Origin of the sequence: Enterobacter sp. TMH.L2, assembly GCF_050847315.1 — a bacterium.
Taxonomy (GTDB): Bacteria; Pseudomonadota; Gammaproteobacteria; order Enterobacterales; family Enterobacteriaceae; genus Cedecea.
Genome location: NZ_CP193791.1, coordinates 2778433 through 2792013, shown reverse-complemented (window position 1 = coordinate 2792013; position 13581 = coordinate 2778433). Strand labels below are relative to the sequence as shown.

The window sequence follows — 13581 nt, the reverse complement described above, 5'->3', positions numbered from 1 at the left end:
AGGGATGTATTCCCCTTCCTGTTAGTGTTACCATCTGCGATTCAGGTGAGATGGCAGTGATGCCATTTTCATTTGTACACCAGACTGCGTACCAATTCGGCGATTGTTGGTCAAATGGTTACGCAACGAGTTGTTCTAAATCCAATTTCTCTACTGTATGTGATCTTTCGTGTGGGTCACCACTGCAGATAAGGACTTAACATGCCTGTTATTACTCTTCCTGATGGCAGCCAACGCCATTACGACAAACCCGTTAGCCCAATGGACGTTGCGCTGGACATCGGTCCAGGTCTTGCCAAAGCGTGTATCGCTGGCCGCGTAGACGGTGAACTGGTTGATGCTTCCGATATTATCGAAAACGACGCGAAGCTCGCCATTATCACCGCTAAAGACGAAACGGGTCTGGAAATTCTTCGCCACTCTTGTGCTCACCTGCTCGGTCATGCCATCAAGCAGCTGTGGCCGCACACTAAAATGGCGATCGGCCCGGTTATCGACAACGGTTTCTACTACGACGTTGATCTGGACCACACCCTGACGCAGGAAGATCTTGAGCTGCTCGAGAAGCGTATGCACGAGCTGGCCGAGAAAGATTACGACGTTATCAAGAAAAAGGTGAGCTGGCAGGAAGCGCGTGAGACTTTCGTCAACCGCGGCGAAAACTACAAAGTTGCCATTCTTGATGAAAACATCAGCCATGATGACAAACCAGGTTTGTATCATCATGAGGAATACGTGGATATGTGCCGCGGGCCACATGTGCCAAACATGCGTTTCTGCCATCACTTCAAGCTGCAGAAAACCTCCGGTGCATACTGGCGCGGTGACAGCAATAACAAGATGCTGCAGCGTATCTACGGCACTGCCTGGGCGGACAAAAAGCAGCTGAATGCTTATCTGCAGCGTCTGGAAGAAGCATCCAAGCGCGATCACCGCAAAATCGGCAAGCAGCTTGACCTGTACCATATGCAGGAAGAAGCGCCGGGTATGGTGTTCTGGCACAACGACGGCTGGACGATTTTCCGCGAGCTGGAAGTGTTCGTCCGTTCCAAGCTGAAAGAGTACCAGTACCAGGAAGTAAAAGGTCCGTTCATGATGGACCGTGTCCTGTGGGAAAAAACGGGCCACTGGGATAACTACAAAGACGCGATGTTCACCACTTCTTCCGAGAACCGTGAATACTGCATCAAACCGATGAACTGCCCGGGCCACGTGCAGATCTTCAACCAGGGCCTGAAGTCCTACCGCGACCTGCCGCTGCGTATGGCGGAATTTGGTAGCTGCCACCGCAATGAGCCTTCGGGCGCGCTGCATGGCCTGATGCGTGTTCGCGGCTTTACTCAGGACGACGCCCACATCTTCTGTACTGAAGAGCAGGTTCGCGATGAAGTAAACAGCTGTATCCGCATGGTCTACGACATGTACAGCACCTTCGGTTTCGAGAAAATCGTGGTGAAACTGTCTACCCGTCCGGAAAAACGCATCGGCAGTGACGAAATGTGGGATCGCGCGGAAGCGGATCTGGCTGTTGCATTGCAGGAAAACAATATCCCGTTTGACTATCAGCCGGGTGAAGGTGCATTCTACGGCCCGAAAATTGAGTTCACGCTGTATGACTGCCTGGATCGTGCATGGCAGTGTGGTACCGTTCAGCTTGACTTCTCCCTGCCAACCCGCTTGAACGCCTCCTATATTGGCGAAAATAACGAGCGTTTGGTGCCGGTAATGATTCACCGCGCCATTTTAGGTTCAATGGAACGCTTTATCGGTATTCTGACCGAAGAGTTTGCTGGTTTCTTCCCAACCTGGCTTGCTCCGGTGCAGGCCGTGGTGATGAATATCACCGACGGCCAGGCAGAATACGTTAACGAATTGACTCGTAAACTCCAAAATGCGGGCATTCGCGTAAAAGCAGACTTGAGAAATGAGAAGATAGGCTTTAAAATCCGTGAACACACGTTACGTCGTGTCCCTTATATGCTGGTTTGTGGCGATAAAGAGGTCGAAGCAGGCAAAGTTGCCGTTCGTACCCGCCGCGGCAAAGACCTGGGGAGCATGGACGTCAACGAATTGATTGAAAAGCTGCAGCAAGAAATTCGCAGCCGCAATCTTCATCAACTGGAGGAATAAAGTATTAAAGGCGGAAAAAGAGTTCAACCGGCGCGTCCTAATCGCATTAACAGAGAGATTCGTGCCACTGAGGTTCGTCTGACCGGTATTGATGGCGAGCAGATTGGTATTGTCAGTCTGAATGAAGCTTTAGAAAAAGCCGAAGAGGCTGGGGTTGATTTAGTAGAAATCAGTCCAAACGCCGAGCCGCCTGTTTGCCGCATCATGGACTACGGCAAGTTCCTCTACGAGAAAAGCAAATCTTCTAAGGAACAGAAGAAGAAGCAAAAAGTTATTCAGGTTAAGGAAATTAAATTCCGACCTGGTACCGATGATGGCGACTATCAGGTAAAACTCCGCAGCCTGGTTCGCTTTCTGGAAGACGGAGACAAAGCCAAAATCACCCTGCGTTTCCGTGGGCGTGAAATGGCACACCAACAGATTGGTATGGAAGTGCTTAACCGCGTCCGTGACGATCTGAGTGAACTGGCAGTGGTCGAATCCTTCCCAACGAAGATCGAAGGCCGCCAGATGATCATGGTGCTTGCTCCGAAGAAGAAACAGTAAGGCCATCAAGTAACAGACCGCGGGGCTTAGGCCTCGCGGGTTTTGTTCGCCTACTGGTTCGTTTTATTAACAATGCGAAGTGGAAATTGAAATGCCAAAGATCAAAACAGTACGCGGCGCCGCTAAGCGCTTCAAAAAGACTGCTTCTGGCGGTTTTAAGCGTAAGCACGCTAACCTGCGTCACATTCTGACTAAAAAGTCTACCAAACGTAAACGTCATCTGCGTCCGAAAGGCATGGTCTCCAAAGGGGATCTGGGCCTGGTTGTCGCTTGCCTGCCGTACGCATAAGTAAACTTTTTTTAATTAATTCAGAATAGAAACAGGAGAGCTAAATGGCTCGCGTAAAACGTGGTGTAATCGCACGTGCTCGTCACAAAAAAATCCTCAAACAAGCTAAAGGCTACTACGGTGCGCGTTCTCGCGTATACCGCGTTGCCTTCCAGGCTGTTATCAAAGCTGGTCAGTACGCTTACCGCGACCGTCGTCAACGTAAACGTCAGTTCCGCCAGCTGTGGATTGCACGTATCAACGCTGCAGCTCGTCAGAACGGTATCTCTTACAGCAAATTCATCAACGGCCTGAAAAAAGCCTCTGTTGAAATCGACCGTAAGATCCTGGCTGACATCGCCGTATTCGACAAAGTGGCATTCACTGCCCTGGTTGAGAAAGCGAAAGCAGCTCTGGCATAAGCCAGTTATAAGAGGGAGCTTGCTCCCTCTTTTAATTTATCCCCGTCATACTTCATCTGTAGCTGCGTTAACTGCACTTGCTGACCCCAGTCACTTACTTAAGTAAGCTCCCGGGGATAATCGAGCTTGTCGCCTTACTACAAATCGAATTATTCGGGCATAACACAATCAATTTATTGACTTTCAACGCCGTAGCTCGTTCAATAGCCAAAGCGAAATTTGTCAAAACAAGGTAACTGCAAGCATGAATGCTGCTATTTTCCGCTTCTTTTTTTACTTTAGCGCCTGATTCAGGGGGCTTTGCGCGTAAGAAAAGAAACGAAAAACAGCGCCGAAAGCCTCCTGTACGGAGGCTTTTTTTTTGCGTTTCGTTTTCGAATCAGACCAACTACCCCGGCAGTTTGCCGGCATAAGAGGAATACCATGCCACATCTCGCAGAGCTGGTTGCCAGTGCCAAAGCAGCCATAAACGATGCCCAGGATGTTGCCGCGTTAGATAATGTACGCGTCGAATATTTGGGGAAGAAGGGGCATCTGACCCTTCAAATGACCACCCTGCGTGAACTGCCACCGGAAGAACGTCCGGCTGCGGGCGCGGTGATTAACGAAGCTAAAGAGCAGGTTCAGGAAGCCCTGAACGCCCGCAAAGCTGCACTCGAAAGCGCCGCACTGAACGAACGTCTGGCTGCAGAAACGATTGACGTTTCTCTGCCTGGTCGTCGGATTGAAAACGGTGGCCTGCACCCGGTAACCCGCACCATTGATCGTATCGAAAGCTTCTTCGGCGAGCTGGGGTTCACCGTAGCAACTGGCCCTGAAATCGAAGATGACTACCACAACTTCGATGCGCTGAATATTCCAGGGCACCACCCGGCGCGCGCGGACCACGATACTTTCTGGTTTGACGCGACCCGTCTGCTGCGTACCCAGACTTCTGGTGTGCAGATCCGCACCATGAAAGACAAGCAGCCGCCAATTCGTATTATTGCCCCGGGCCGCGTCTACCGTAACGACTACGATCAGACCCACACCCCGATGTTCCACCAGATGGAAGGCCTGATCGTTGACACCAACATTAACTTCACCAACCTGAAGGGAACGCTGCACGATTTCCTGAATAACTTCTTTGAAGAAGATCTGCAGATTCGCTTCCGTCCGTCCTACTTCCCGTTCACCGAGCCGTCCGCTGAAGTGGACGTGATGGGTAAAAACGGCAAGTGGCTGGAAGTACTGGGCTGCGGCATGGTGCACCCGAACGTGCTGCGTAACGTAGGTATCGATCCGGAAGTTTACTCCGGCTTCGCCTTCGGTATGGGCATGGAGCGTCTGACCATGCTGCGCTATGGCGTGACCGATCTGCGTGCATTCTTCGAAAATGATTTACGTTTCCTCAAACAGTTCAAATAAAGGCGGGATATCCAATGAAATTCAGTGAACTCTGGTTACGCGAATGGGTAAACCCAGCCAACAGCAGTGACGAACTTTCCAGCCAGATAACTATGGCCGGGCTTGAAGTTGACGGTGTCGATGCCGTAGCAGGGGCTTTTCACGGCGTTGTGGTCGGGGAAGTGGTCGAGTGCGGTCAGCATCCAAACGCCGACAAACTGCGCGTAACAAAAATTAACGTCGGTGGCGATCGCCTGCTGGATATCGTCTGCGGCGCACCAAACTGCCGTCAGGGTCTGAAAGTTGCCGTGGCGACTGTTGGTGCCGTGCTGCCGGGCGATTTCAAGATCAAAGCGGCCAAACTGCGCGGTGAACCGTCCGAAGGGATGCTGTGCTCCTTCTCCGAGCTGGGTATTTCCGACGATCATAATGGCATTATCGAGCTGCCAGCGGACGCGCCAATCGGCACTGACATCCGCGAATACCTGAAGCTGGACGACAACACCATTGAAATCAGCGTCACGCCAAACCGTGCCGACTGCCTCGGTATTATCGGCGTAGCTCGCGACGTGGCGGTGGTGAACAAGCTGCCTCTGGTTGAGCCAGAAATTACCGCCGTTGCTGCGACTATCAATGACACGCTGCCTATTCGCGTAGACGCCGCAGAAGCTTGCCCACGTTACCTGGGCCGCGTTGTGAAAGGCATCAACGTTAAGGCACCCACGCCGCTGTGGATGAAAGAGAAGCTGCGTCGCTGCGGTATTCGTTCCATTGATGCGGTGGTTGACGTGACCAACTATGTGCTGCTGGAGCTTGGTCAGCCGATGCACGCCTTCGACCTGAACCGTATTGAAGGCGGGATCGTGGTGCGTATGGCGGAAGAGGGCGAAACCCTGGTCCTGCTGGACGGCAGCGAAGCGAAGCTCAATGCCGACACCCTGGTTATTGCCGATCGCAATAAAGCGCTGGCCATGGGCGGTATCTTCGGCGGCGAGCATTCAGGCGTAAACGACGAAACCCAGAACGTACTGCTGGAATGTGCCTTCTTCAGCCCGCTGTCTATCACCGGTCGTGCGCGCCGCCATGGTCTGCATACCGATGCTTCCCACCGCTATGAGCGCGGCGTCGATCCTGCGCTGCAGTATAAAGCGATGGCGCGAGCGACTCGCCTGCTGGTGGATATCTGTGGCGGTGAAGCTGGCCCAGTTATCGATGTCACAAGCGAAGCGCACCTGCCTAAGCGCGCTACGATCACGCTCCGTCGCAGCAAACTGGACCGTCTGATTGGTCACCACATCGAAGATGCTCAGGTTAGCGACATTCTGCGTCGTCTGGGCTGCGAAGTGACCGAAGGTCAGGCGCAGTGGACTGCCGTGGCGCCGAGCTGGCGTTTCGATATGGAAATTGAAGAAGACCTGGTGGAAGAAGTGGCCCGCGTTTACGGCTACAACAGTATTCCAAACAGCCCGATACAGGCAGGTCTGGTGATGGGCACCCATCGCGAAGCCGACCTTTCTCTGAAGCGTGTGAAAACCATGCTGGTGGACAAAGGTTACCAGGAAGTCATTACCTACAGCTTCGTCGACCCGAAAATTCAGCAGCTTTTGCACCCTGGCGAAGAAAATCTGATTCTTCCTAATCCGATCTCTACCGACATGTCCGCTATGCGCCTGTCGCTGTGGAGTGGCCTGCTGACAACCGTGGTTTATAACCAGAATCGCCAGCAAAGCCGCGTGCGTATTTTCGAGTCCGGCCTGCGCTTTGTGCCTGATACTCAGGCAGACCTTGGGATTCGTCAGGATCTTATGCTGGCGGGGGCTATCTGCGGCAACCGCTATGAAGAACACTGGGATCTGGCGCGCAACACCGTTGACTTCTATGATCTGAAAGGCGATCTGGAGTCCGTTCTGGCCCTGACCGGTAAACTTTCAGACATCGAATTCAGAGCGCAGGCAAATCCGGCCTTGCATCCTGGGCAAAGTGCTGCCATTTATTTAGCAGGTGAATGCATTGGTTTCATTGGTGTTGTTCACCCGGAACTGGAGCGTAAACTGGACCTTAACGGCCGCACGGTGGTGTTTGAGGTGCTGTGGAGCAAGCTCGCAGACCGCGTGGTGCCTGAGGCGCAGGACGTTTCCCGCTTCCCGGCAAACCGCCGCGATATCGCTGTTGTGGTGGCTGAAAACGTCCCGGCAGCAGATGTTTTGGCCGAGTGTAAGAAAGTTGGCGCAAATCAGGTAGTTGGCGTAAACTTATTTGACGTGTACCGTGGCAAGGGCGTAGCCGATGGCTACAAGAGCCTGGCCATAAGCCTTATCCTTCAGGATACGGGCCGTACACTCGAAGAAGAGGAGATGGCCGCTACCGTTGCAAAATGTGTAGAGGCATTAAAAGAGCGATTCCAGGCATCATTGAGGGATTGAACGTATGGCGCTTACAAAAGCTGAAATGTCAGAATATCTGTTTGATAAGCTTGGGCTTAGCAAACGAGATGCCAAAGAGCTGGTAGAGCTGTTTTTCGAAGAGATCCGTCGCGCTCTGGAAAACGGTGAGCAGGTTAAACTCTCGGGCTTTGGTAATTTTGACTTACGCGATAAAAACCAACGTCCCGGGCGCAACCCGAAGACCGGTGAAGATATTCCCATTACGGCGCGCCGTGTGGTGACCTTCCGACCTGGTCAGAAGCTAAAAAGTCGGGTTGAAAACGCGTCGCCAAAAGACGAGTAACCTGAGTTAACAAAAAAGGCCGCATTCGCGGCCTTTTTCTTTTGCTTTTAAGTCCTATTGCTTAACGACATGTGCTTGACAAACATTTCTGCCAAATGGTTGTATTGTACAACCATATTTCAACGGTATCGATCATGTCTGACAGCACCCTAATCGAATCTATACGCGCCTCATCGCGCCAGGTTGTACGCGAGCTTGGTTTTCTCAATTCAACGCTTGCCGCCACGAACTACTCTGCTTCTGCGGTTCATGCTTTGCTGGAAATTGATTCCCGGGAGAACGTCACTGCGGCCGACCTGGTCCAGATTCTTGGTCTGGAGAAGTCGAGCGTCAGCCGAATGATAGGCAAACTGCGCAAGGCGGGAGAGCTGTTCGAGAGCGTTTCAGACGAAGACGCCAGAGCCAGGCGACTCCGTTTGACCGCCCAGGGTAAACAAACGGTCAGGGAAATCCACAGATACGGCAGAATGCGGGTAGAGAAGGCTCTGGCGCACCTGAATGCTCCGGCGCAGCAATCAGTCGCTGCTGGCCTGTCTAACTATGCTCAGGCGCTGAAAGCCTGTCGTGGTGAGTTGACGGGCGACGAGGGAAGAAAAAACTTCGAGATAATGACGGGATACCAGCCGGGCGTAATTGGCCGCGTGGCGGAAATGCACGCTAACTATTACTCAAAGCACTATAACTTCGGCTATTTTTTTGAAGGGAAAGTCGCCGCCGGGCTGGCGGAGTTTTCAGGGCGGCTGGATCGCCCGTGTAACCGCATCTGGGTGGTGCTCCACAACGGCAAAATAGTGGGCTCTGTATCCATCGATGGTGAGGATCTGGGCAATCACGAAGCCCATTTACGCTGGTTTATTCTCGACGATGAGTGCCGTGGCAGCGGTATCGGGCGAGCGCTTTTACGTGAGGCCATGCGCTTTTGCGATGAGTATGGGTTTTCCGTCGTGCAGCTGTGGACTTTTAGCGGACTGAATGCCGCTCGCCATCTTTATGAGTCGATGGGATTCAAGCTAACCAGGGAATGGCAGGGCGAGCAGTGGGGAAGCTCAATGCTGGAGCAGCAGTTCACTCGTAAACGGCCAGTAGAAAAGTAATTCGGGACAGGTGCGGTATTAAGGCCTTTTCTTTGCTTGTTCTCTTCGGCGAACTCCCCGTAAAATCAGGCGCATAAACGGGGCAGGGGGAGCCTTTACGGAATGCTGAATTTTGTAACCAGACAACGCAGGTTTGAGCGACGCTGGCTAGTGGCCCTGGTCTTTGCCACGGCGACGATGCTGGCCTTGAGCCTGTGCGCCGGGGATGTCTGGTTTTCGCCTCTTTCCTGGTGGAATGATGAGGCCCGGCTCTTTATCTGGCAAATCCGCCTGCCGCGAACGTTGGCCGTCCTGCTGGTGGGGGCGGCTCTGGCCGTGACCGGCACGATTATGCAGTCGCTGTTTGAAAATCCGCTGGCCGAACCCGGTTTACTTGGCGTCTCCAACGGCGCCGGCGTTGCGCTGGTTGTTGCCCTGTTGCTCGGGCAGGGGATGCTGCCGGGCTGGGTGCTGGGGCTGTGCGCCATTCTCGGTGCCTTAGCGATCACTTTTATTCTGTTACGTTTTTCCCGTCGTCATCTCTCCACCAGTCGTCTATTACTTGCAGGTGTCGCCCTCGGCATTATTTGTAGTGCCCTGATGACCTGGGCGGTCTACTTTAGCTCAAGCCTCGACCTGCGCCAGCTGATGTACTGGATGATGGGCGGCTTTGGCGGCGTGGACTGGCGTCAGGGCTGGCTGATGGTGACGCTGCTGCCGGTGGTGGTCTGGCTGTGCCGACAGCATGCGCCGCTCAACCTGATGGCGCTCGGTGAAAACTCAGCCCGGCAGTTGGGGCTTTCCGTCTGGCTGTGGCGCAATATTTTGGTTGTGGCTACCGGCTGGCTGGTTGGCGTCAGCGTGGCGCTTGCCGGCGCAATTGGATTTGTCGGTCTGGTGATCCCGCACATGCTGCGACTCGCGGGGTTAACCGATCATCGCGTTTTGCTGCCTGCCAGTGCGCTGGCTGGGGCCGCGATCTTAACCGGCGCGGATGTGGTGGCAAGGCTTGCGCTAAGTTCTGCCGAGCTGCCCATTGGCGTAGTCACCGCTACGCTCGGCGCGCCGGTGTTTATCTGGCTATTATTGAAAGCCGGACGTTAATTCGGCTCACAGAGGAAGAGGATGATATGCAAAGCAATGTTCTGAATACCGAAGTCACCACCATTGACGGCGAAAACACCACGCTGGAGAGCTGGCAGGGAAAAGTGCTGCTGGTGGTGAACGTCGCTTCCAGATGCGGCCTGACGCCGCAGTATGAGCAACTGGAAAACCTGCAAAAAGACTTTGAAGCTCAGGGGTTCAGCGTGCTTGGTTTCCCATGTAATCAGTTCCTGGGGCAAGAGCCTGGCAGCAGCGAAGAAATTAAAACCTTCTGCAGCACTACCTACGGCGTGACGTTCCCGCTGTTTAGCAAAATCGATGTCAACGGCGAGCACCGACATCCGTTTTATCAGAAGCTGATTGATGCGCGCCCGGCAGCCGTTGCCCCGGAAGGCAGCGGCTTTCTGGAGCGAATGAGCAGCAAAGGGCGTGGTCCGCTTTACCCTGACGACATCCTGTGGAATTTCGAAAAATTCCTGATTGGCCGTGATGGCAAAGTGATTCAGCGTTTCTCTCCGGACATGACGCCAGAAGATCCTGTGGTGCTGGACGCCATTAAACAGGCGTTGGCTAAATAAGTTGTCCCTGCTGCAGCTGACAGGCGTCACCGTCGCGGGCCGGGTTGGGCCAATATCTGCGGCGGTGGAGCCCGGAGAACTTATCCATCTTGTCGGGCCGAACGGGGCAGGCAAGAGCACGCTGCTCACGCGAATGGCAGGGTTAAGCGCCGGGCAAGGCAGCCTTCTGTTTAACCAGCAGCCGCTTGACGACTGGTTGCCTGCCGGGCTATCCCGACATCGTGCCTGGCTAAGCCAGCAGCAGCTTCCTCCTTTTGCAATGCCCGTCTGGCATTACCTGCAGCTACATCAATCCTCGCCTGAGTCCGAAGCGGCAATGCTGCGTCTGGCGGCGTCGCTATGGCTCTCAGACAAACTGACCCGGTCGGTCAACCAGCTTTCCGGCGGTGAATGGCAGCGCGTTCGCCTTGCCGCCGTGCTGCTGCAGATTGATCCCTCGGCCAATCCCGAAGGGCAGCTCTTGCTGCTGGATGAGCCGATGAACAGCCTTGATGTCGCCCAGCAGGCCGCATTAGATCGCCTGTTGCTTGCGTTTTGTGAGACGGGTATTGCGGTAGTGATGAGCAGCCATGATTTGAACCATAGCCTGCGTCATGCCCATAAAGTGTGGCTCTTGCGTGAGGGAAAAATGATCGCTCAGGGGCCGAAGGATGAAGTGCTGACGCCAAAAAATTTAGCCGCAGCTTACCAAATGCCGTTCCGACTCTTGCGTATCGAAGGGCACAGTATGCTGATAAGCCCGTTATAACATCGTGGAAAGCTTGCAATAATTCCGGGCGACAGGCTAAATTACTGGAAACAGCAAGACCGGGAGTTGTCTGAAAATGCGTTTGTGGCTTATTGCAGTGGCATGCATAGTGTTGGTGGGGTGTAGTCATAATGCCCCTCATCCGAACGCCAGGCTTTCCGATTCCATCACCGTTATCGCTCAGCTAAACGATCAGCTCCGCAGCTGGCACGGCACGCCGTACACCTACGGTGGCATGAGTCGACGCGGCGTGGACTGTTCCGGCTTCGTGCTGATGACCTTCCGCGACAGGTTCGATCTGATGCTGCCGCGCATGACCAGCGAGCAGGCAGAAATCGGCACAAAAATCGATAAAGACGACCTGCTGCCTGGCGATCTGGTGTTCTTCAAAACCGGCTCGGGCGAAAGCGGCCTGCACGTCGGCATTTATGACACCGACAACACCTTTATTCACGCGTCTACCAGTCGCGGCGTTATGCGTTCCTCTCTGGACAACGTCTACTGGCGTAAAAAATTCTGGCAAGCCCGCCGCATATAGCCTTTCCTGTTTTTTCTTGACTGAAAATCGTGACCGTTCCCGCAAATCTGCGGGCAACGTCAACGGTATTGGCAATATCAGGTAATATCGGGATGCATTGTGCTTTTCCCGCTAAGGATTGTGTCATGGTCACCCTCGAAGATGTTGCTGCCCACGCCGGCGTCTCCCGCGCCACCGTATCACGCGTGGTGAATGGCGACACTAAGGTTAAATCGCAAACCCGCGTTAAAGTGGAGGCCGCGATTGCTGAACTGGGCTATTCCCCCAATCCTGCAGCCAGAGCGCTGGCGTCCAGCCAGAGCCATTCCATTGGTCTGGTAACCACGTCATACACCGGGGGTTTCTTCGGGACGCTGATGGATACGGTGCAAAGTGAAGCTGAATCCCACGGCAAGCAACTGCTGGTGACGCAGGGGCGTGGCGTAGAAGAGAACGAGCGCAATGCCATTCAGCGACTCTACAATCTGCGCTGTGATGGCTTGATTCTCCATGTCCGTGCCATTGCGGACGAAACGCTGCTTCAACTGGCGGAACGAGGTAACCGGTTTATCATCCTCGACAGAGACGTGCCCGCATTAAGCCCGCGCTGCGTGGTCTTCGATCATCGTCTTGCCAGCCACATGGCCACCCGCTATTTGCTGGATGCCGGCCACCTGGCAATCGCCTGCCTGCATGGCCCGACCCAGCGCGCCTCCAGCCTCTTACGACGCCAGGGCTTTCTCGATGCCATGGAAGAGCAGGGCATTACCCCGGTGGCGGTGGTGGAAGGTGAGTACGATATGCCCAGCGGCTATCGGCAAACCTCGGCCTTGCTGGATGAATATAAAATCAGCGCCCTTTATTGCTGTAACGAAGAGATGGCCGTCGGGGCGATGCTGGCCATTACCGAGCGGGGCTTACGCATTCCTCTGGATATATCCCTTATTTGTTATGACAGTGGCGATCGTGCGGCATTTGTCCGCCCGGCGTTAACCAGCGTTTATTTCCCAATAGGCGACATGGCCCGCTTTGCCACGTGTAAATTACTGAATGAACATTGTGAGAATGAATCTTTTTTACCTTGCATCATTGCTCGTGATTCCGTTCGGAATTTACGTTAAAAACTGGCTATGTACGGATATCCAGGATAAGCTAAAAGTTATTAAAACATAAAGCTTAAACGTTTCAGGGATGAGTGTGAAATTCACAGCGATAGCAGCTATCCGACTATTTTCGGATTGGCGCTGTATCTCTCTGCCGTCCAACCAGAAATCCACAGGGCTGGCAAAATGATTGTTTCACTTGATAGTGTTTATTGTTCTCACCTCTACTATCGCCCCGCCGTCAGGCCGGACGATAGCATTTTGGGCGTCGAAATCGTTGCTAACTTCGTGGGTGCCGACGCGCCGGTTCGTATTCCAACCGAATTGTTAATTCCTCATCTTGCGCCGGAACAGCATCTCGAACTGTTTAGAGAAAAATTAACGCAAATAGAAGAACATCAGCATTTCTTTATCACCCGGTACCTTGTTGTCTGGGTTCATATTAATGAAACTATTGTTGACGCGCTAATTAACAACCAGGATTTATATATCCGGCTAAAGGCTTTGCCGTTTATTGAATTAATGATTAGCGAAAGCTTTCCTGATTTAAATAGCGGCAAAACGAATTTAAGACTGGCCTGGCTGGCTGAACGTTTCCCACTCGGTTTGGCTGACTTTGGTGCAGGCAATGCCACCACAAAATCTATTTTTGATGGTCTGTTCCGGCATGTGTTCATGGACCGATTTTTTGTTCAGAAACAGCTTCCGGGCCGCACTTTCTCGCCCTTTATGCTTGCCATTCTTGGGCAGGTTTCGCCGTTTTGTCAGGCATTGTTGATTGCCGGGATAGATACCGCCAGCGCGCGACGTAAAGTGCAGGGTTTAGGCTTTGCCGCGATGCAGGGCAAACTCTGGCCGCTGGTGCCGCCGGAAGAACTGGCCTCACTTTTCCCCCCTCATGAAGGTCTGGTTCACTAAAGCCCCTGCTGCTCGACTGTGTTTAAAATGCATTACTGGGGCTACACTGTCGGGCGGAGGA

Annotated in this window: 15 protein-coding genes and 1 other annotated feature; all 15 genes read left to right on the top strand. The window is 53.4% G+C overall.

The window, feature by feature from the left end; all coding sequences use genetic code 11:
- Positions 1–201: 201 nt before the first annotated feature.
- The 15 genes from thrS to ACREYP_RS13285 all read left to right on the top strand — a co-directional run bounded on the left by thrS (position 202) and on the right by ACREYP_RS13285 (position 13520).
- Positions 202–2130 carry a threonine--tRNA ligase gene (gene thrS, locus ACREYP_RS13355; RefSeq protein WP_498880908.1) on the top strand — a complete coding sequence of 643 codons (1929 nt, stop codon included), beginning with the start codon at positions 202–204 and terminating at the stop codon, positions 2128–2130.
- 3 nt (positions 2131–2133) lie between these two features.
- Entirely contained in the window at positions 2134–2676 is a 543-nt protein-coding gene (infC, locus tag ACREYP_RS13350; RefSeq protein ID WP_071530481.1) for a translation initiation factor IF-3, read from the top strand.
- Between the two features lie 91 nt (positions 2677–2767).
- On the top strand, positions 2768–2965 hold the full coding sequence (gene rpmI, locus ACREYP_RS13345) for a 50S ribosomal protein L35 (RefSeq protein WP_006118955.1): 198 nt from the start codon (positions 2768–2770) through the stop codon (positions 2963–2965).
- A gap of 44 nt (positions 2966–3009) precedes the next feature.
- Positions 3010–3366 carry a 50S ribosomal protein L20 gene (rplT, locus tag ACREYP_RS13340; RefSeq protein ID WP_000124850.1) on the top strand — a complete coding sequence of 119 codons (357 nt, stop codon included), beginning with the start codon at positions 3010–3012 and terminating at the stop codon, positions 3364–3366.
- A gap of 239 nt (positions 3367–3605) precedes the next feature.
- Positions 3606–3729: a sequence feature (Phe leader region), on the top strand.
- Positions 3611–3655 carry a pheST operon leader peptide PheM gene (gene pheM, locus ACREYP_RS13335; protein WP_106120997.1) on the top strand — a complete coding sequence of 15 codons (45 nt, stop codon included), beginning with the start codon at positions 3611–3613 and terminating at the stop codon, positions 3653–3655. It overlaps the preceding feature by 45 nt.
- 60 nt (positions 3730–3789) lie before the next feature.
- Positions 3790–4773, top strand: coding sequence for a phenylalanine--tRNA ligase subunit alpha (pheS, locus tag ACREYP_RS13330; RefSeq protein WP_008456562.1), 984 nt, complete (start codon positions 3790–3792; stop codon positions 4771–4773).
- Between the two features lie 14 nt (positions 4774–4787).
- Complete coding sequence (pheT, locus tag ACREYP_RS13325; protein ID WP_498880907.1) at positions 4788–7175, top strand: phenylalanine--tRNA ligase subunit beta; 2388 nt, start codon at positions 4788–4790, stop codon at positions 7173–7175.
- A 4-nt stretch (positions 7176–7179) separates the two neighbouring features.
- Positions 7180–7479 (top strand): integration host factor subunit alpha, encoded by a 300-nt coding sequence (gene ihfA, locus ACREYP_RS13320; RefSeq protein WP_001229265.1) that lies wholly within the window; start codon positions 7180–7182, stop codon positions 7477–7479.
- Positions 7480–7613: 134 nt separating this feature from the next.
- Positions 7614–8573: a bifunctional helix-turn-helix transcriptional regulator/GNAT family N-acetyltransferase gene (locus ACREYP_RS13315; protein WP_336817689.1), complete on the top strand. Its 960-nt coding sequence runs from the start codon at positions 7614–7616 to the stop codon at positions 8571–8573.
- A gap of 102 nt (positions 8574–8675) precedes the next feature.
- Positions 8676–9656: a vitamin B12 ABC transporter permease BtuC gene (btuC, locus tag ACREYP_RS13310; protein WP_008456557.1), complete on the top strand. Its 981-nt coding sequence runs from the start codon at positions 8676–8678 to the stop codon at positions 9654–9656.
- A 26-nt stretch (positions 9657–9682) separates the two neighbouring features.
- The gene (locus ACREYP_RS13305) at positions 9683–10234 is read left to right on the top strand and encodes a glutathione peroxidase (protein WP_166994026.1); all 552 of its coding nucleotides are present in this window, start codon (positions 9683–9685) and stop codon (positions 10232–10234) included.
- Positions 10235–10244: 10 nt separating this feature from the next.
- A complete protein-coding gene (gene btuD / locus ACREYP_RS13300; protein WP_442892437.1) occupies positions 10245–10982 on the top strand; it encodes a vitamin B12 ABC transporter ATP-binding protein BtuD in 738 nt (245 codons plus the stop codon).
- A gap of 76 nt (positions 10983–11058) precedes the next feature.
- A complete protein-coding gene (locus ACREYP_RS13295) occupies positions 11059–11520 on the top strand; it encodes a C40 family peptidase (protein ID WP_008456552.1) in 462 nt (153 codons plus the stop codon).
- A 125-nt stretch (positions 11521–11645) separates the two neighbouring features.
- The gene (locus ACREYP_RS13290; RefSeq protein ID WP_498880906.1) at positions 11646–12620 is read left to right on the top strand and encodes a LacI family DNA-binding transcriptional regulator; all 975 of its coding nucleotides are present in this window, start codon (positions 11646–11648) and stop codon (positions 12618–12620) included.
- Between the two features lie 117 nt (positions 12621–12737).
- A complete protein-coding gene (locus tag ACREYP_RS13285) occupies positions 12738–13520 on the top strand; it encodes an EAL domain-containing protein (protein ID WP_336817688.1) in 783 nt (260 codons plus the stop codon).
- Positions 13521–13581 lie beyond the last annotated feature (61 nt).